The organism is Streptomyces bobili (assembly GCF_002154575.1).
Lineage (GTDB): Bacteria > Actinomycetota > Actinomycetes > Streptomycetales > Streptomycetaceae > Streptomyces > Streptomyces bobili.
Genome location: NZ_MUBA01000451.1, coordinates 1 through 18,077, shown reverse-complemented (window position 1 = coordinate 18,077; position 18,077 = coordinate 1). Strand labels below are relative to the sequence as shown.

General features: G+C 71.0%; 17 protein-coding genes and 1 pseudogene. 9 read left to right on the top strand and 9 right to left on the bottom strand.

Annotated features, from left to right (window positions below; all coding sequences use genetic code 11):
* On the bottom strand, positions 1–914 hold a 914-nt coding region (locus BZL64_RS29970), incomplete at its 3' end, for an ABC transporter substrate-binding protein (RefSeq protein ID WP_086772290.1).
* Positions 915–1,182: 268 nt separating this feature from the next.
* On the opposite strand from BZL64_RS29970, the gene BZL64_RS29965 reads away from it, so the two are divergent.
* Together BZL64_RS29965 and BZL64_RS29960 are read left to right on the top strand one after the other, a co-directional pair.
* Positions 1,183–3,627 carry a glycoside hydrolase family 2 protein gene (locus tag BZL64_RS29965; RefSeq protein WP_086772289.1) on the top strand — a complete coding sequence of 815 codons (2,445 nt, stop codon included), beginning with the start codon at positions 1,183–1,185 and terminating at the stop codon, positions 3,625–3,627.
* Positions 3,624–4,661: a LacI family DNA-binding transcriptional regulator gene (locus BZL64_RS29960; RefSeq protein ID WP_086772288.1), complete on the top strand. Its 1,038-nt coding sequence runs from the start codon at positions 3,624–3,626 to the stop codon at positions 4,659–4,661. Before BZL64_RS29965 ends, BZL64_RS29960 begins: the two co-directional genes overlap by 4 nt.
* Before the next feature lie 124 nt (positions 4,662–4,785).
* Here the strand turns inward: BZL64_RS29960 and BZL64_RS29955 are convergent, their stop codons facing one another.
* Entirely contained in the window at positions 4,786–6,141 is a 1,356-nt protein-coding gene (locus BZL64_RS29955) for a cellulase family glycosylhydrolase (protein WP_086772287.1), read from the bottom strand.
* A 461-nt stretch (positions 6,142–6,602) separates the two neighbouring features.
* Between BZL64_RS29955 and BZL64_RS29950 the strand changes: the two genes are divergently transcribed.
* From BZL64_RS29950 to BZL64_RS29940, 3 genes are all read left to right on the top strand, one after another.
* Complete coding sequence (locus BZL64_RS29950) at positions 6,603–6,953, top strand: hypothetical protein (protein ID WP_143663348.1); 351 nt, start codon at positions 6,603–6,605, stop codon at positions 6,951–6,953.
* A 244-nt stretch (positions 6,954–7,197) separates the two neighbouring features.
* Positions 7,198–8,280, top strand: a complete 1,083-nt coding sequence (locus tag BZL64_RS29945) for a class I SAM-dependent methyltransferase (RefSeq protein ID WP_086772285.1) — start codon at positions 7,198–7,200, stop codon at positions 8,278–8,280.
* A gap of 295 nt (positions 8,281–8,575) precedes the next feature.
* Positions 8,576–9,238, top strand: coding sequence for a DUF5701 family protein (locus tag BZL64_RS29940; RefSeq protein WP_086772284.1), 663 nt, complete (start codon positions 8,576–8,578; stop codon positions 9,236–9,238).
* A gap of 41 nt (positions 9,239–9,279) precedes the next feature.
* Here BZL64_RS29940 and BZL64_RS29935 read toward each other — a convergent pair whose 3' ends face one another.
* The gene (locus BZL64_RS29935) at positions 9,280–10,077 is read right to left on the bottom strand and encodes a GNAT family N-acetyltransferase (RefSeq protein ID WP_086772283.1); all 798 of its coding nucleotides are present in this window, start codon (positions 10,075–10,077) and stop codon (positions 9,280–9,282) included.
* 225 nt (positions 10,078–10,302) lie between these two features.
* Between BZL64_RS29935 and BZL64_RS29930 the strand changes: the two genes are divergently transcribed.
* The 3 genes from BZL64_RS29930 to BZL64_RS29920 all read left to right on the top strand — a co-directional run bounded on the left by BZL64_RS29930 (position 10,303) and on the right by BZL64_RS29920 (position 12,301).
* On the top strand, positions 10,303–10,953 hold the full coding sequence (locus BZL64_RS29930) for a hypothetical protein (RefSeq protein ID WP_143663347.1): 651 nt from the start codon (positions 10,303–10,305) through the stop codon (positions 10,951–10,953).
* A gap of 107 nt (positions 10,954–11,060) precedes the next feature.
* The gene (locus tag BZL64_RS29925; protein WP_086772281.1) at positions 11,061–11,600 is read left to right on the top strand and encodes a SigE family RNA polymerase sigma factor; all 540 of its coding nucleotides are present in this window, start codon (positions 11,061–11,063) and stop codon (positions 11,598–11,600) included.
* Positions 11,597–12,301: a hypothetical protein gene (locus tag BZL64_RS29920; protein WP_086772280.1), complete on the top strand. Its 705-nt coding sequence runs from the start codon at positions 11,597–11,599 to the stop codon at positions 12,299–12,301. Before BZL64_RS29925 ends, BZL64_RS29920 begins: the two co-directional genes overlap by 4 nt.
* A 30-nt stretch (positions 12,302–12,331) precedes the next feature.
* Here BZL64_RS29920 and BZL64_RS29915 read toward each other — a convergent pair whose 3' ends face one another.
* Positions 12,332–12,832 (bottom strand): GNAT family N-acetyltransferase, encoded by a 501-nt coding sequence (locus tag BZL64_RS29915; protein ID WP_086772279.1) that lies wholly within the window; start codon positions 12,830–12,832, stop codon positions 12,332–12,334.
* Positions 12,833–12,844: 12 nt separating this feature from the next.
* The gene (locus BZL64_RS29910; RefSeq protein ID WP_086772278.1) at positions 12,845–13,747 is read right to left on the bottom strand and encodes a LysR family transcriptional regulator; all 903 of its coding nucleotides are present in this window, start codon (positions 13,745–13,747) and stop codon (positions 12,845–12,847) included.
* Here BZL64_RS29910 and BZL64_RS42255 point away from each other — a divergent pair.
* Positions 13,670–14,125, top strand: a pseudogene (locus BZL64_RS42255) (NAD(P)-binding domain-containing protein); the annotation flags it as partial. The gene BZL64_RS29910 and the pseudogene BZL64_RS42255 sit on opposite strands and share 78 nt — an antisense overlap.
* 38 nt (positions 14,126–14,163) lie before the next feature.
* On the opposite strand, the gene BZL64_RS41965 reads toward BZL64_RS42255, so the two are convergent.
* The 4 genes from BZL64_RS41965 to BZL64_RS29890 all read right to left on the bottom strand — a co-directional run bounded on the left by BZL64_RS41965 (position 14,164) and on the right by BZL64_RS29890 (position 17,964).
* Positions 14,164–14,289 (bottom strand): hypothetical protein, encoded by a 126-nt coding sequence (locus BZL64_RS41965; RefSeq protein ID WP_279634621.1) that lies wholly within the window; start codon positions 14,287–14,289, stop codon positions 14,164–14,166.
* A 77-nt stretch (positions 14,290–14,366) separates the two neighbouring features.
* A complete protein-coding gene (locus tag BZL64_RS29900; RefSeq protein ID WP_086772277.1) occupies positions 14,367–15,599 on the bottom strand; it encodes an ABC transporter substrate-binding protein in 1,233 nt (410 codons plus the stop codon).
* Positions 15,596–16,501 carry a hypothetical protein gene (locus tag BZL64_RS29895; protein WP_086772292.1) on the bottom strand — a complete coding sequence of 302 codons (906 nt, stop codon included), beginning with the start codon at positions 16,499–16,501 and terminating at the stop codon, positions 15,596–15,598. The genes BZL64_RS29900 and BZL64_RS29895 overlap by 4 nt, the downstream gene beginning before the upstream one ends.
* Positions 16,498–17,964: a VWA domain-containing protein gene (locus tag BZL64_RS29890; protein WP_086772291.1), complete on the bottom strand. Its 1,467-nt coding sequence runs from the start codon at positions 17,962–17,964 to the stop codon at positions 16,498–16,500. Before BZL64_RS29890 ends, BZL64_RS29895 begins: the two co-directional genes overlap by 4 nt.
* Positions 17,965–18,077 lie beyond the last annotated feature (113 nt).

The window sequence follows — 18,077 nt, the reverse complement described above, 5'->3', positions numbered from 1 at the left end:
GGGAACGGCATGAAACCGATGTCGTCCGGGTCGGTGCCGGCCTGCTCGGCGGCGGCGCGCATCTGGGTGATGGCCCAGGAGCCCAGCTGCATGGTCGCGACCTCGCCCTTGGCGATCAGCCCCTTGGACGCTTCCCAGTTGGTGGTGTTGGGGTCCTTCTCCGACAGGCCGGAGTCGACGATGTCGTAGAGGAGCGAGTCGATCGTGTGCAGCTCGCCGCCCTTCTTCCACGGGGACACCGGGCCGGCGAGCTTGTCGTTGGCACCGGCGTCGCAGGTGACGGAGCCGATGTTGTTGCTCCACGAGGTCAGCGGCCAGCCGTCCTTGAAGTTCGTGTAGTACGGCACCGCGTCCGTTCTGGACTTGATCGACTTCAGGCCGCTGAGGAACTCCTGGGGCGTGGTGGGCCAGGCGGTGATGCCGGCCTTCTTCCAGACCGCCTTGTTGTAGAGGAAGCCGTTGGCGGTGCCGAAGGTGGCGATGCCGTAGATCTTGCCGCCGACCTCGGTCTTGTCGCTGAAGCGGTACTTGCCGCCCAGTTCGGCGCTGCTGCCCAGCGGGGCGAAGAACTTCGGGTAGTCGTTCTTGGCGACGACGCCCGGGATCATCAGGACGTCACCGTAGTCCTCGGTGTTCATCCGGATCTTGACCTCCCCCTCGTAGTCGGTGAGGGCCTCGAACTTCACCTTCACCTCGGGGTAGATCTTGTTGAACTCCGCGGCGTACTTGTCCATCGTCCCGTTCTGGACGAGGTCGGTGCGGTGGGTCAGGACCTTGATGGTGCCCGAGGCGTCGGCGGGATCGGCGGGTGCCTCCGCCGTCTCCCCGGAGGCCGTGGCCTGGCCACTGCAGCCCGCGACGGTCAGCATCGCGACGGCCAGAAACGCTCCCGTAAGCGTCTTCTTCTTCCCCATGTGCCCAGCTCCTTCAGGATGTGCGGCTCAGCTCTGCGGGTGGGATGTGGGCACTATGGCAGCCGGGGGTTAACCGGTAAAGCTAAGATTTCCAGCACGATACTCAATCGTTACCATGGCTGTCATAGGGCTGGCGTTGACGTGCGAGAACTGGTGAAGTGGGTCAACGGCAGTTACTAGACCGGTTTATGGACAGTGGCTGATCAGCGGGCTAGGTTGTCGGCCGTTGTCCATCCACGGGCCTGAGTCAGGCGATTGGAGCCGCACCATGAAGGACGTCACCCAGCTCGACGAGGGCTGGAGCCTGCGCCATGGACAGGAACTGCTGGAGGCCACGGTGCCCGGCTGCGTCCACACCGACCTGCTGACCGCCGGCCTCATCCCCGACCCGTTCACCGGACTCCACGAGACCGAGGTCGCCTGGGTGGGCCGTCGCGCCTGGACCTACGTCCGCGAACTCGGGCACGCCAGCGCGCACGAGCGCACCGACCTGGTCTTCGACGGACTCGACACCGCCGCCTACCTCACCCTGGACGGCCGCCCGGTCGGCAGCACCCGCAACATGCACCGCCGCCACCGCTTCGACGTCACCGGCAGGGCCGGCCGACTGGAGGTCCGCTTCGCCTCCGCCTACGACGAGGCCGCGGCCGTCCGTGCCGTCACGGGGGAGCGGCCCAACGTCTACCCGGAGCCGTCGCAGTACATCCGCAAGATGGCCTCCAGCTTCGGCTGGGACTGGGGGCCGACCCTGGTGACCGCCGGCATCTGGCGGCCCGTGCGCCTGGAGCACTGGTCCACGGCCCGCATCGCCCACGTACGCCCGCTGGTCACCGTGGACGAGGGCACCGGACGGGTGGAGGTGCGGCTGGAGGCCGAACGCACCGCGCAGGGGCGGGGCCGCACGCTGCGCGCCGAGGCCCGGGTGGCCGGCGCCCGCGCCGAGGCCGTCCTGACCGGCGACGAGGCGGTGCTCCACCTGGAGGTGCCCGACCCGCGCCTGTGGTGGCCCCGCGGCTACGGCGAACAGCCCCTCCACGACCTCCACCTCACCCTGAGCGACGACGAGGGCCGCCCCCTGGACACCTGGCACCGCCGGATCGGCTTCCGCACGGTCGAACTCGACCGCTCGGCCGACGAGCACGGCACCGGCTTCACCCTCGTCGTCAACGGCGTACGGATCTTCGCCCGCGGCGTCAACTGGATCCCCGACGACGCCTTCCCCTCCCGGATCACCCCCGAGCGCTACCGCACCCGGCTCACCCAGGCCGCCGAGGCCAACATCGACCTCGTGCGCGTGTGGGGCGGCGGCATCTACGAGGACGACGCCTTCTACGACGCCTGCGACGAACTCGGCCTGATGGTCTGGCAGGACTTCCTCTTCGCCTGTTCCGCCTACCCGGAGGAACAGCCGCTGCGCGGCGAGGTGGAGGCCGAGGCGAGGGACAACGTCGTCCGGCTGATGCCCCACCCCTCCCTGGTCCTGTGGAACGGCAACAACGAGAACTTGTGGGGCTTCCGCGACTGGGGCTGGGAGCCCGCCCTCGCCGGCGACTCCTGGGGCGAGGGCTACTACCTCGGCCTGCTGCCCCGCATCGTCGCCGAACTCGACCCCACCCGCCCCTACACCGCGGGCAGCCCCTGGTCCGGCTCCTGGGACCACCACCCCAACGACCCCGAGCACGGCACCCACCACTCCTGGGAGGTCTGGAACCGCCAGGACTACGCCGAATACCGCGCCAGTGTCCCGCGGTTCGTCGCCGAGTTCGGCTGGCAGGCCCCGCCCGCCCTGGCCACACTGCGCCGCGCCCTGCCCGGCGAGGAGCTCGCCCCGGACTCACCGGGCATGCTGCACCACCAGAAGGCCGAGGACGGCAACGGCAAGCTGAACCGCGGCATCGGCCGCCACTTCCCGCTCCCCGAGGGCGACTTCGACCGCTGGCACTACCTGACCCAGCTCGTGCAGGCACGGGCGGTCGCGGCCGGCATCGAGCACTGGCGCTCGCACTGGCCCGTCTGCGCCGGCACGATCGTCTGGCAGCTCAACGACTGCTGGCCCGTCACCTCCTGGTCCGCCATCGACAGCGACGGCCGCCCCAAACCCCTCCACCACGAACTGCGCCGCGTCTACGCCGACCGGCTCCTGACCTTGCAGCCCGCCACCGACGGCCTGGTCCTCGCCGCGGTCAACCAGGCCGCCGAACCCTGGCGGACCGCGGTGACGCTGCGCCGGTGGGGAGCGGACGGAACCCTGATCCGCGAGAGCGTCCTCGACGTCGCCGCCGAGCCCCGCTCGGTCGTCCGCCTCCCGGTGCCCCACGACCTCCTGCCGGACGGACCGTCCGCGAAGGAGTTCCTGGTCGCAGACATACACGGGGGCGCAGGCGTACACGTGGGCGCAGGCGCAGGCGCCGACGGGCTGCGGGCCGTTCACTTCCCGGTCGCCGACAAGGACTTCGCCTACCCGCGGCCCGTCTACGACGTCACCGTGGAGCCCGTGACCGGGCAGCGGGATAGAGTCGACGTCGTGGTGAGCGCCCGTACCCTTGTCCGAGACCTGCTGCTCCAGACCGACCGGCTCGGCCCGGCCGCCGTCGGTGACCGCGGTCTCCTGACCCTGCTGCCCGGCGAGCAGGTGCGCATCCGGGTCACCGGCTGCGCCACCGTCGACGTGGAGGACGTCAGGGCCGCCCTGTACTGCGTGGACACGGCGTGAGCAGTTCGACGGAACGCGTCACCATCAAGGACGTCGCCGCCCTGGCCGGGGTGTCCAAGGGTGCGGTGTCGCTGGCGTTCAACCACAAGCCCGGCGTCTCGGCGGCCACCCGCGAGCGGATCTTCGAGGCGGCCAGGGAACTCGGCTGGGCCCCCAGCGCCACCGCGCGCAGCCTGTCCAACCAGCGGGTGGACGTCGTCGGCCTCGCCCTCTGCCGACCCGCCCGGCTGCTCGGCCTCGAACCGTTCTACATGGAGTTCATCTCCGGCATCGAGAGCGTCCTCGCGGAGCGGTCGTGCTCGCTGCTGCTGCGGCTGGTCCGTGACCTCGACGAGGAGATCGCCGTGCACAAGGCGTGGTGGGGCGGCCGGATGATCGCCGGGGCGATCCTGGTGGACTTCCGCGAGGACGACCCCCGGCTGCCGGCCCTGGAGGGCGTCGGGCTGCCCGCCGTGGCCGTCGGCCATCCCTCCCTCACCGGCCCCTTCCCGGCGGTGTGGACCGACGACGCCTCCGCGGTCGGCGAGGCGGTCCGCTACCTGGCGGCCCTCGGGCACCGCAGGATCGCCCGCGTCGGCGGCCCGGCCGACCTCGGCCACAGCGCGATCCGGACACGCGCGTTCGCGACCACCATGCGCGAACTCGGGCTGGAGGAGGCCCGGCAGATCGCCACGGGCTTCGACGAGAAGGAGGGCGCCCGCGCCACCCGCTCGCTGCTGCTCGCCGCCCAGCGGCCCACCGCCATCGTCTACGACAACGACATCATGGCGGTCGCGGGCGCGGGCGTCGCCGCCGAGATGGGCTTCACCGTCCCCGACGACCTGTCGCTGGTCGCCTGGGACGACTCGCAACTGTGCCGCATCACCCATCCGACCCTGTCGGCGATGAGCCACGACGTGCACCACTTCGGCGCCGAGGTGACCCGTGTCCTGTTCGACGTGATCAACGGGACGCACAGCGGTCCGCACCAGGCGCCGACGCCCACCCTGACGCCGCGGGGTTCCACCGCCCGCGCGCCCAGAACCGGTGCGTAGGCCGGGTGCGCCGCCCGGTGCGTGGTTCGGTGCCTGGTTCGGTGCCGGCTTCGGTGGCGTGACGCGGTGAGCGGGCGCAGGGCCGCGCCACCGGGGACGCGGCCCTGCACCCTTTCGCCCGCTGTCAACTCGTCGTGCAGCTGGTTCCGTTGAGGGCGAAGGAGGCGGGAACCCCGTTGGTTCCCGCGGACGAACCGTTGAAGCCGAAGCTCACCGTGCCGCCGGCCGGGATCGTCTCCGTCCAGGATTCGTTGGCGGCCCGCACCTGGCTGCCCTGCTGGGTGGCCCGCGCGTTCCAGGCCTGGTTGAGCCTCTGGTCGCCGGGGAAGGCGAAGTCGAGCCGCCAGCCCTTCACGGCCGTGGTGCCGGTGTTGCGGATGGTCACGTCCGCGTTGAACCAGTTGCCCCAGTCGCTGAGCCGGTAGCTGACCGCGCAGCCTCCCCCGGTGGAACCGTCGTCCGGGCCGGAGGTGAAGACGCTCGCCTCACGCGCGGTCTGCCTGATGCCGTCGGACCCGTCGAAGATGCGCCGTCCCCAGGTGCTGAGCCGGGAGGCGTCGAAGTCGGTGGCCATGTCGAGGTATTCGACACCGCCGCCGTTGCCGCTCCAGGACCAGCCGAGGTAGCCGATGCCGAGCCGTTGTGCGGCGGCCATGATGGCATCCTCGTCCGGGTTGCCGTCCGAGTGGTCGTTGCCGAATTCGCCCACCACGATGGGTAGCCGCTGCGAAGTGAACCGGTTCAGGTAATCGTTCACCTCGGTCGCGGTGTCGAACACGCCGTACATGTGGATCGAGAACACCGTGTTGCGGTCCGGGTCGGCCGCGAACACCTTGCCGGCGTTGTCCCGCATGGTGAAGGTCCAGTCCTGGCCCCAGTTGGGCGCGTCGACCATCAGGGTGTGGCCGAATCCGGCGTCACGCAGGCGCGCGATGGCGTTCTGCGTGTCCGAAGTCCACGTCCCGTACCCGGAATTGCCGTACGGCTCGTTACCCAGGTTGACGACGACGTACTTCTCCTGTCCCCGCAGTACGTCCTTGATGCTCAGCCAGTAGTCCACGGCGCGGGCCAGGGACACCGCCCCGGCCTGCTCGCCGTACCCCGTGGTGTCGTGCGCCTCCAGGACGCAGACCAGGCGGTTCCGCTTGCACTCGGCGACGATCGCGGCCACGTCGGCGGCTTCGGTCCTGGTCCAGCGGTCGCCCGTGGCGAGGACCACGCGCACGGAGTTGGCGCCCAGGGCCTTGATGTCCTTCAGTGCCTGAGGCGTCCGGGTGGGATACCAGGTGTGGGCGTGGTTGACGCCGCGCAGGACGAAGTCCTTGCCGTTGGCGTCCAGCAGGCGGCCGTCGGTGACATGGAAACCGGGTGCCGCCTGTGTCTCCGCCCGTGGCTGCGCCTGCGCCGGGGACGGGGTGGCCAGGAGTGAGGCCGCGATGGCCAGCAGCGCTCCCGCCGCGGTGGCCAGTCTTCTTCTCATTGCTGCTCCCAGGGTTGTCGTGGGCGCGGACACGCGTCATCGCCGTTCCCGGCCGTGATCGGGCCGGGAAGGGCGACTGCGTGCCTGCCTTTCCTGCCGGGAATCCCGCTGTCCGGGGCGTGGGCGTGCGGCTCGCACCGGGCAGCGGGACGTTGGGTTCACCGAGGAGGACACCCCTGATTTCCTCTGGTCAGGAAAGAAACGGGTGGTTGTCGAACGCCTCCGATCGGCGGTTGGGAGAGAGGCTAGAAGGAGACTTCTGCGCAGACAACCATTCGAACGAAACCGGTTAAGTTTAGTACTGGTTCAGTTCCCCGGAAGGTGGTGGCGAAGACGGGCAACGCCGTTCGTGCGGTGAGGCCGACGGATATTGCCTGGCAGGCCGGCGCACGGTCGGCAGGGCGCCGCCCGTCTCGTGAACGACGGCCCACGACCGGTAGTGTCGGTCCACTGCCAGGGACTTGGGGGTTCGCATGTGGGCCGGCTGGGCGTTGCTGATACCCGTCGCCGCTCTCGTGGTGGTCGTGCTCGGTGCGATCGGCGTGCTGAAGCTGCAGAAGCTCTCGATCGGGCGGAGTGAACGCGAGCCGGCGGCGGCTCCTGCAGCCGTGGCTCCGACCGCCGCGGCTCCGGCAGGATTCCACCAGTCGTCGCAGGAGAGCCGGGAGCAGTTCGTACGAAGGCACTGGCAGCGCCCTGGCGTGGTCGCCGACGGCGTGACCCTGGTCGATCTCTACGACCGCATCGCGGCCCTCGAGGAACGCCTCGCCAGAGCCGAGCGGCGGTCCGCGTCACCACCACCGCCCGACTGAGCAAGGTGCCTTCCGGTGACCGCCCTCCGTCTCCGGACGGCACCTCACGGGCGGCTGCCCCGACGCTGCCAACTCCGCTTCCCCGACGCCGTCATCGACCTCGCCGGTCACCCGCACCCACGTGGCGCGGCCCCTCCAGCGGCCCTCCCGTCGCCGCCTCCGCAGCCGTCATCGGCTCGTAAGATCTCCGTCCGCGGTCCCGGCGTAGCGTGGAGGAAGAGCCGTACTCCCTGAAGGAGGGGTCATGGCGAACCCCGCAACCGAACCCGTGGCACCGGACCCCGCGAAGCAGGAGGCGTTCGCCGGGCGCCTGCTCGAGGTCCTCAACGGAGCCTCACTGGCTCTGCTCACCAGCGTCGGTCATCAGACCGGCCTGTTCGACACCCTGAGCACGCTCCCTCCCGCGACCAGCGACGACATCGCGAAGGCCGCGGGCCTGGACGTGCGCTACGTACGGGAATGGCTCGGCGGCATGGTCGTGGGCGGATTCGTCGACTACGCCCCCGACACGGCCACGTACACCCTGCCGCCCGAGCACGCCGCCTCCCTCACCAGGGCCGCCGGCCCGGACAACCTGGCCACGCTCACGGTGTCCCTGGGCCTCATGGCGAGCGTGGACGAGCAGGTCGTCGACGCGTTCCGGCACGGCGGCGGCGTCCCGTACTCGGCGTATCCGCGGTTCCAGGCGCTCCAGGCCCAGGAGACCGCGGCCGTGTACGACGCCGCGTTGGTCGACGTGATCGTGCCGCTCGTGCCCGGTCTCACCGAACGGCTCCGCGAGGGTGCCGACGTCCTGGACGTCGGTACCGGGCAGGGACATGCGCCCGTCGTCCTCGCCCAGGCCTTCCCCCACAGCCGCTTCCACGGGCTCGACCGTTCCGAGGAGGGCATCGCCGCAGGACGCGCCGAGGCCGACCGGCTGGGACTGGACAACGTCCGCCTCACCGTCGGCGACTCCGGTGAGATCACCGGGGCCTACGACGTGATCACCGCCTTCGACGTCATCCACGACCTGGCCCGTCCGGCCGAGACGCTGTCCGCGATCGCCGCTGCGCTCAAGGAGGGCGGAACGTTCGTGATGGGCGACATCGCGGCGTCCAGCAACCTGGAGGAGAACATCGGGCACCCCTTCGGGCCCGCGCTCTACACCTTCTCCGTCTTCTACTGCATGACCACCTCCCTCAGCACCGGAGGCGCCGGCCTCGGCACCGTCTGGGGTGAGCAGACCGCCCGCCACATGTTGACCGAGGCGGGTTTCGAGAAGGTCGAGACGCACACGGTCGAGGGAGACCCGATCAACCTGTACTACGTCGCCTCACGTTCCTGATGCACTCACGCCCGGCCCCGGAACCGGATGGCCACCTTCCGGTGGGACGCGGGGCCCTGGGGGAAGCACGACTTTCCGGTGCCGGTGCCGGTGCGGGATCGTCCACCGCCGTGTTGCCGAGCCGTGACCAGCCAGCCGGCCTGGAGCACGGTCACCTTCGTGCCACGGGGCATCTCGAAGCATCCGAAACAACCGAAGCAACGGAAAAACCGAATCCGAAGCAATCGAATCCCATACAACTGAAGAGCCGAAGCAACCGAAGCAGCCGAAGAGCCGTAGCACCCGAGAGGACCACATGACCCACCAGCCGACGGCCGACGCGGGTACCGAGTTCGACCGACAGGTCGGCAATCTCGTCGAAAGGGACTATCCGACGACAGCGGGCCTGACCTCGCAGGAGTTCGACGCCCTGGTCACGCCCCTGCGGGACCTCGTCACCGACATCGGGCTCGGCGGACACGAGGCCGATACCGGCCGGGTGCCGTTCCTGCTCGTGGTCACCCGCGATGTCGTGCCCGTCGAGGAGACCATGCCCCGGACCACCCTGCACGGCAAGCCGAAGCCCGGCTTCGTCGACCGCTCCTTCGAGCCCGGCGCCCTGGAACGGTTCGTCGCCGTCCAGGAGACCGGGATCGCCGGACAGCGTGCCTATCTGCTGCTGGACGTCGAGCGGGGCGAGGAGTTCTGCGGTGTCGTACCGAACGATGCCATGGCCACCGTCCACAGCCGGGGCAGAACCCTGCTGACCATCGAGGAAGGCATCGCGCTGATCACCCACTTCCCCGAGGCCCTGGTCAAGAACAAGTGCTTCTCCCTCGGCGGTTCCCGCTCCGGCGACCGTCGCGTCCCGGCCATCTGGATCAGCCAGACGGCCCCCAAGCTCGGCTGGTGCTGGGAGGGCAACCCCCACACCTGGCTCGGCATGGCCTCCGCCGGGAGCCGCCGCCCGACACCCTGAGGCCGCCCCGCCACAGGCCGGCAGGCGTCGGCGAAGGCCGGCTACCGCAGACCGTAGAAGTGCAGGGGTGAGTTCGGTTCGAAGCCGATACGCGGGTACACGGGTGCGCCCGCGACGGTCGCGTGCAGGGTGGCGCGCGTCAGGCCTGTGGCACGGGCGCCCTCGTGGAGGGCCTTGCGCGTCACGGCTTCGCCGTAGCCCCTGCGCTCGCACTCGGGGTCTGTCGCGACGAGTACGACGAAGAGGCGGCCGTCGGCTGCCACCGCACCGGCGCATGTCACCGGAACACCGTCCCGCAAACCGAGGTAGGCGTGCACTTCCCGTTTCCACAGAGCGGATCCGGCGAGTCCGTCGCGACCGTCTTCCAGGGGGAAGCCGTAGGCGCGCGAGTTGAGGTCGGCGTAGGCGCGGAGGTGTTCGTCGGTGCTGACACGGACGAAGGTGAGGTCCGGATGGGTCGGCTCGGGGACGGGCAGCAGGTCCCCGGCCATGCCGGTGCCGGGGAAGGCGTAGGTGAGACCCGCTCGCTCGGCCGCCGCCGTGAGGCCCGTGCGCGCCTCGGCGTGGAGGAGATCCTCGAAGACCCACAGAAACCCCGGGTACTTCTTCGAGCGCATGATGTCCGCCGCCTCGGCCAGGCGCCGCTCCAACAGCGCCGCGTCCGCTCCGACGTCGGTGAGCGTGACGCAGTTCCAGAAGGCGAAGCGGCCGTCTGCCCAGCGGACGGAGATCCCCGGAAGGTCGCGTACGTCGGCATCCTCGTTCCGGTCCAGCACCATGTCACGCCAGACCGTGGCGAGTTGCTCCATCGATTCGACAGAGGCCGCAAGAGACGTCACCTTGACTCCTTCGATCGTCGCGTGTTCCGCACGCAGTGGCGGTGACCACGATCGCAGCCGGTCCGCCGGGGCACACGCCGATCGGGACTCTTCGGCCTCCGACTTGGCCTCCGGCGGCCTCGCGAAGTCGGCAAGAAATTCCCTGCGCTGTGACATAGATGCCGGGGTCGCCTGCCGTCTGAGACGTGTGACCGATCACCGATCGGACGGATCACCGGAGGAACGATGAAGACGAAGAAGCTTGTCATAGCGGGAGTTGTGGCGATGGCGCTGGCAGGCGGGGCGGGCACGGCTCTCGCCGTGGACGGCTTGACGCCGTCGGCCAAGGCCGAAGCCACGGACACCGGAAACAGGCGGGAAGCGGCGGCCGGCGAGACGGCAGGCACAGAGGCGGCAGGCGTCCGCCTGCCGGGGCGAGCCGCCGCCGCTGCCACCGGTCCGCGCGTCGTGCGGCCGTACGTGCCGGTGGAGATCGGCCAGGGCGCGAAGATGGGGCTCCTGCCCGAGGGCAGGCAGAACTACGTGGTGGCCTGGGACGACTACGAAGAAGCCGTCGAGCAGGCCAGGAGCCTCGCAGGCGACAGCATCCGCCCCAACAGCATCAGCGGTGGGATGGGCGTCGACGGCGACGACGTGCTGTTCACCGGTGCCTTCCGCACGGACACCGTGCCGGCGCGTATCACCCTGCGCATCGGCGCGGGCCCCGAGGTGGAGGCAGGCATGCTGAGGCTGCCCGGCACGCCGGGCTGGGGGACGTACTACTACGACGCAGCCGGAGAGGGCCGCCCGCAGGGGACGGTCGAGGTCACCGCGTACGACGCGGACGGCTCGGTGCTCGCCGGCCTGGCGTACGAGCCCTCGCCCGCAAGCCGCTGACGACCGTTGCGCCCACCCGGTGGTGATGTCCCGCTGTCGTGCCCCTCACCCGCGAGGGGCACGACAGCGGGACACGAACCGTGGGGCGGCAGAACACGAGGACTCGATTGAAGACGAGCACGGAGGCGGACTTCCGGGCGTTCATGGTCAGCCGCTGGCCCCGAATGCTCCGCACCGCCCATCTCCTGACAGGGCATCACCAGGACGCGGAGGACCTGGTCCAGGCCGCCCTGGCCAAGGCCTACGTGAAGTGGGAACGCGTACGACGCACGGACGACCCGGACGCCTACGTATGGCGCATCATGATCAACACCAATGCGGACCGGCTACGGCGGATGAAGGTCCGGGAATGGCTGACCACCCGGTTCCCGGAGCCCGCGGCTCCGGACCACAACGAGGCGTTCGCCGACCGGAGCGCGCTGCTCGACGCGCTGGCCCGGCTGCCGGCGAAGCAACGAGCGGTCGTCGTGCTGCGCTACCTGGAGGACCGCAGCGAGAGCGAGGTGGCACGCCTGCTCGGCACCGGCGTCGGTACGGTACGCAGCCATACGGCCCGCGCACTGAAGAAACTCCGCGAACAAGCGGTTACGTCCGAAGCGGCAACCCTCGGGGCGGGCCGCGGCACACAAGGAGGACAGCGGCCGTGACCGACGACCTGCGACTCGGCGAACTCCTGCGCCATGAGGCGGACATGTTCCCCACCGGCCCGGCTCCCGTCGACGAGGTGCTGCGCAGAGGCCGCGTCGCGCGCCGCCGCCGTACAGCCGTCGCGGCCGGTGGGGTCACGGCGGCGATCGGCCTGGTGGCTGTCCTCGGTCTGACAGACCTGGCCCGGACCGGGACCACGTCCCCACCGGCCACGTCACGTCCGTCCACGGCTCTGCCCAGCCCCGCGCCGTCCGAGGAACACCGAGGCCCCCGGACCGTGCCGCCCTACGAAGCCGTCGGCATCGGCCACGGCCACAGCATGGCCCTGCTCCCGGACGGCCGGCAGAACTATGTGGTGGGCACGGGCGACATCACCGCGGCGGTGGAGCGGGCGAAGGAGTCCCTCGGGGACAACATCCGCCCCGACTCCTTCAGTTCGGGCACGAGCGTCGACGGACCGGACATCCTGTACTTCGGAGCGTTCCGCGCGAAGACGCCTCCCGCCAGGATCCAGCTCCGCTTCGACTCCGGACGCACGGAGACCGCCACGGTGTTGACGCTGCCCGGCCATCCGCAGTGGGGGACGTACTACGTCTTCCGTGACACCTCCACGGCGGACACCGACTACACGATCACCGCGTACGCGCGAGACGGTGAGGTGCTGTTCCGACAGCGCTTCGACGACGTCGCCGCTCCCTAGCCGGCCGACCGGCGGCGGCGGCGCCGGTGCCTACTGAACGCCAGGTCTCAGATCCACGTACGCCGTGAGCCCCTCCCCGTCACGGACGAGCCCCACGCCGATACCGGCCATGAGCGCCCGCACTGCCAGGTTGTGCGGCGTCGTGCTCACGTACACGGACGTGAAGCCCGCGGCGCGGGCACGGTCCAGAAGCAACCCCAGTACGGCCCCGCCCACGCCGGCGCCTCGGTGGGACCGCCCGATCCACACCCCGGCCTCCGCCGTCCCGGCTCGCGTCTTCACGGGGCACAGCCGTGCCGCTCCGACCACCCGCCCCGCAGCGGCGATGGCGAACGTGGTCTCCACCGGATTCGCCGCCAACGACCGCGACTCGTGGAACCTCAAGAAGGCCGACCGGCGCTCCGGTGTCCATCCCTGCGGTCCCTCCACGGGCGGCATGACCTCGAGCGGGTCGGCATCCTCGACCGCGGCAAGCAGCAGTTCTGTGAGGAGGGTGCGGTCGAGGGGGTGGAGTGTGACATCGGATCGCATGGCCGCATGCTGTCACGGCGTCGACGGGACAAGTGACGTGAAGGCTGCGGCGAGCCGGTCGAGGAGCTGCGCCGTGGCGGGGTGCGGGTCGCGGTGAGGTGTGAGCGTGAAGATGCCACGGGTCGGGGGATCGACGAGCGGCACGGCGATGACGTCGTTCCGCAGCGCGCGCGTGAGTACCCCGGGGATCAGCGCGACGGCGTGGCCGGTGGCGACCAGAGCCAGCTTGCCGGGGAGGTCGGCCGCGGTGAGGTCGATCCGGGCGCTGACGCCGGCGCGGGCGGCATGCTGACGCAGCAGCGCGGCCGAGCCGTCGTTGTCCTCGACCCAGGTCTGGTCGGCCAGCGTCCGTATGTGGACCGGGCCGGGCCCGCCCTGCGGATGACCCACCGGCAGGACGACGACCATGTCGTCGAGGCCGAGGAACCTTCGGTCGACCCGAGGATCGTGGGGCAGTCCCGGCGGTGCGTCGCTGACGACGGCGATGTCGAGATCGCCGGCGACCACGCGGTGGTGCAACTGCGCACTGAGACCGGGCAGCAGGCTCCACCGGAGGGATCCGGTTCGCTCCAGCAGGCCGCGGACGGCCTCCGGGACGATCCCCGCCGCCATGGACGGTGTCGCACCGATGGCCAGTGGCCGGCCGGCCACGCCGTCATGAGCGTCTCGTACGGCGCGCACGGCGCGGTCGGCCTCGTGGAGCGTGGCCAGCGCGTGGCGCCGGAACACCTCACCGGCGGGCGTGGGACGTACGCCCCGTGCATGGCGCTCCATCAACGGCACGCCGAGCTGCCGCTCAAGACCGGCGATCTGCCGGGAGACGGCCGACTGCGTGTGATGCAGCTCGGTGGCCGCCGCCGACAGCGACCCGAGCCGGCACACCGTCACAAAGGTCCGCCACACCGTCAGTTCCATGGGAACCAGTATGACCGGCAGATATGCGGATTCCGCAGGGCTGACCCGCGAGCTTTGCGCTTGTCGCAGGTACCGTGGTGCATCACCGTGGCAGACATGACCACACCGCACACGATCGCTGTCCTCGGCCTGGGACGTATGGGCAGAGCCGTCGCGACCCGACTCACCGCCCAGAACCGGGACGTCCTCGGCTGGACACGCTCCGGGAGCACTCCAGGGACCGTGGAGACGACCGGGGATCCGAAGGAGGCCGTGGCGAAGGCCGACCTCGTGGTCCTGGCCCTGTTCGACGGCCCGGCCTGCCGACAGGTCCTCGACGTGGTCCAGCACGCCCTGCGGACGGACACGACGGTGCTCAACATCAGCACCGTCGCCCCCGCCGAAGCGGCGGAGTTCGCCCGGCGGTTCGGCCCGTGCTACATCCATGCGCCCGTACTTGCCGGTCCGGAGTCGCTCGCGGACCCGCGGTCGTCCCCGCCGGAGGAGCAGGCGGTGAGCGCGAGCAGTGCAGCGGCGACGATGATCGAGGCGCGAGTGCGCATGATGTCCCCCCACGGTGTGACTGAGGGGAAATCGTCCCATACGAGGCAGGGGCTGGAGTCGGTCAGCCGGCCGGTTCTCAGGTCGTCGATGGGCCGGTGCCGCACACCGGCAGTGTCGGGCGCGGTTCGCTGTTCACGGCTTCGAGGGCCCGCAGTTGGCCGTCCAGTCGGCCGGGGGCGACGAGGAAGTGCAGGACCGCCTGGTGGAAGGCGTTGCGCAGGGCGGGAGGCATGATGTCCGAGGCGTCCCAGCACAGGTGGCGTTCGGAGCCGCGCAGGATCGAGCTGATCTTCCGCTTCAGCGGGTCATCGGCCCCGTCCGGCGCCGCCGCCTTCCTGTTGGCCGAGAAGTCCGGCAGCCCGGCATCGGGGTCGGCCAGGAAGCGGATCAACTGCCGGGCCTCGTCGGTCGCGTTCAGCAGGGCCGCGAGGTCGCCGGAGACCTCCCAGTGTCCGGAGTCCGCCCGAGCCCCGGGGATCACGTCGGCGGAGTGCACGAAGTCGCCTGCCACAGGCTCCCATTGGGCGTCCCGGAACGACCCCTGGTGCTCCAGGCGCTGCCGGGGGCACCCCTGGGCGAAGTTGTCCCTGAGCAGGTGGTCGACGCGGGTCCTGTCGCCCGCGCCCACCATGTCGCCCCAGGTCTGCCAGGCCTTGCGCACCCGGGCGTCCGTCCACGGGACAGCCCCGGTCGCCCACTGTTCGTACACCGCGGGGCCGGCCTGCTGGAGCAGTACGTCCTCCACCCAGTCGGTGCCCGGCCAGCCGGAGGTCGCGCCGGACTCCATGGCCAGGCACCAGCCGTCGGGCCGGCCGGCGACCCGGTCGATCTCGTCGCCCGCCAGACCGCCCGCATGCCAGACCATGCTTTTCAGGCCCGTCTTGACCGGCAGCCAGTAGGTGCGTTCCCGGCCGTCCTCGCCCGCCACCTGCGGCATCCACACCCGGTCGTAGGCGCCCGCCTCGAACAGGCCGTCCAACGGCTCCAGCCGGCCCTCGGCCGCGTAGGCCATCAGCTCACCCGGGCCGGGCAGCACGGCCACGTCGGGTTGAGTGCCGGCCGCCAGATCGGCGGCCAGTACCTGGCTCAGGGCGGAGCTGCCCTGGTAGACGACGTCGATGCGGTACTCGTCCTCGAACCGCTCCATGGCCCGTTCGAACTGCTCCTTCTCCGCGCCGCTCCAGTTGGCGAGCACGGTCACCGATCCCGTCCAGCCCCGCGCCCAGCGCACCCCCGCGGTCACGCCCGCCACCAGCAGGAGCAGACAGACGCAGACGATGCCGAGCGTCCGAGGGCGAGGGCGCGTCATCGCGGCGTCCTGAACCGGTACTCGGCGATGCGCGGCCACAGTCCCAGCCAGGTCAGTGCCATCAGCAGCGCCCCTCCCACGAGGATCCATTCGGACAGCGACGCCCAGAGCCCGGCGTCCGCCATGTACCGCTCCACGTCCGCACCGGCCCCGGGGATCTCGTCGGCGGACCGCGTGACACGCAGCTCGGCGAGCGAGTCCCGCATCGCCGAACGCGCCCGTACGGTGAACCAGCCGAGGACCGCCACCCCGCTCGCGCACAGCACGGTGGCGGCGAGCAGGGGCGGATGCACAGGGGTGCGGAAGCGGTGCCGCGAGAACCGCTGAGCCTCCACCAGCCCCGCGCACAGCACCAGACACAGCACCAGGACCGCCCCCCAGCCCAGCCAGAGCGGCCAGGGGAACGACGCCTGCTCGCGGGCGACCCGCACCTGTTCGTCGCGCAGGTCGTCGAGCCGGTCGACGATGTCGTCCCGGCCCTGCTGCGCGTAGTGCAGATAGGCCCCGCGCAGAGACGCGTCGCTCTCTTGGCCGGCTCGCTCCACCCAGGCCGAGTAGACGGTGATCAACCCGGTGACGGTCTGCAGGGTGTGCCGGTCCGCCGGGCCGGTCACGTTCTCGGAGGCCGCGACGGCGATGCTCTGGTGGGCGACCGACAACTGCGTGTGGAACTCACCGGTCGCGTCACCCGCCGGCCCGCTCCCGTCGACGGCCGCGTGCGCCCGCAGCAGCGCGCTCTTCGCGGTGTCCACGGCCAGGATCCCCGGAGTGCTCGACGAGGCCAGCGGCACCGTGTCGTCGTGCACGCCCCGGTAGGCGGCGAACAGCGCGAGGGTGGTGAGAGCCCCGAGGGCCAGGAGCAACCGGAGTCTGCGGGTCAGGTCCCGCCCGGTGGTGCTCACGGCCGGCCCGCGAGTCCGTGCCCGCACAGCGGGCAGAAGCGTGCCGCCGAGGGCACCCTCCCGTCGCAGGCGGCGCACCGCACGGTGGCCGCGCCCGGACCGCCGGCCGTCAGGGAGCCGGGCGTCAGGGCATCGGCGACGCCCGAGGCGGGGCCGTACGTGCTGTGGCTGCTGGCGGTGATGAGATGTTCGAAGTCGACGGCCGCCACGCCGGGACGGAGCCGGACCCGCCCCGCGGCGGGGTCGTCGATCTCCACGAGCCGTTCCAGCCGGCCGAGCGACTGGTCGGCGCCGATGGCGTGGGCGAGCCGCACGGCCGTGCCGAGATGCTGCTGCGCCAGGTCACGCTCGCCGTCGCGGTGGGCGTCGGTGGCGGCGGCGACGGCCTCGCCGAGCCGCTGATGCTGCTCGAAGTGCTCGACGTGGATGTCGCTGTACCCGGACAGCGCCTCGTCGTCGGTCCAGTGCACCAGGCACGGCAGGGGCGGTGCCACCTCCACCTCGCCGCCGGGCACGTCGAGGGAGACGACCGCGAGTTGGAGATCCTCCCCGCGGGGCCGCCCGGCGGGGTCGGCGGACAGGCACAGCTGGTAGCGGCGGGTCTCGTCGCCCCACGCACGCGTGACGAACCGCCGCGTCGCTTCGCCGCCCGGGTCGAGGGCATCGAGTTCCACCTCGGTCGGGAAGACCTGCTTGAGGTAGCGCACGGCGGCCCCGGCCATGGGGGTCACCGAGATCACCAGCTCGGGAATGCTCTTGGCGAGCAGCCGGTGCATCAGCTGCTCGTACTCGCGCGCGAGCGCCGCCTCCTCCTGCACGGAGGAGGCCCGACCGTGCAGACGGCTGGTGACGCGCAGCAGTTCCCGGCCGTCCCAGCCGTCGCCGATGCCCCAGGCGTCACACACGAAACGCCCCGCGCAGGCGTCCAGGACGTCGGGCAACGGCATCAGCTGGTCGTGCTCGTTCCTGCCGTCGGTGAGCAGCAGGACGTGCCCGATGGGCGCCTCCGCGTCCGCCAGCAGCCGGCGCGACAGGTCGAGCCAGCTGCCGATGCAGGTACCGCCTCCCGCGATCAGGCGGTGCACGGCCCGCTCCGCCTCCGCGCGATGCCGGGCGTCCGCCCGGACCATGGTCTCCGTCTCCGGATAGACGACGCTCGCCGAATGGGAGCCCCGGACCACGGCGAAGGGGGTGCCGTCGGGGAGCAGCCGCAGCGCCGCCACGGCGGCCTGGTGGGCAGCGCGCAGCTTCTCCTGCGGATAGGCCATCGAACTGGAGCAGTCCACCGCAAGCACCTGCGCCAGCACCGGGCCCGCGCCACCGCCGTTCTCGGTGCCGTCCGCCCGGACCGTCACGATGGCGTGCATCTGCGGCTCACGTGCCTCGCCGGACAGGTACTTCCACTGGCTGAGGTCGAGGCCGGCCGAGGCACGCCGCCCCGCCCCGCCGCCCGTGGCGGGCATGCCGTGCGCGTCTCTGTTCGCGGGTGCGCCTGTGTTCACGGTCTCCGTGCTCCTCGCCGTCGTCGGGCCGTCGGCCCGTTCCCCGCCCGTCGCCCGCGGGCCCTGCCCCTTCA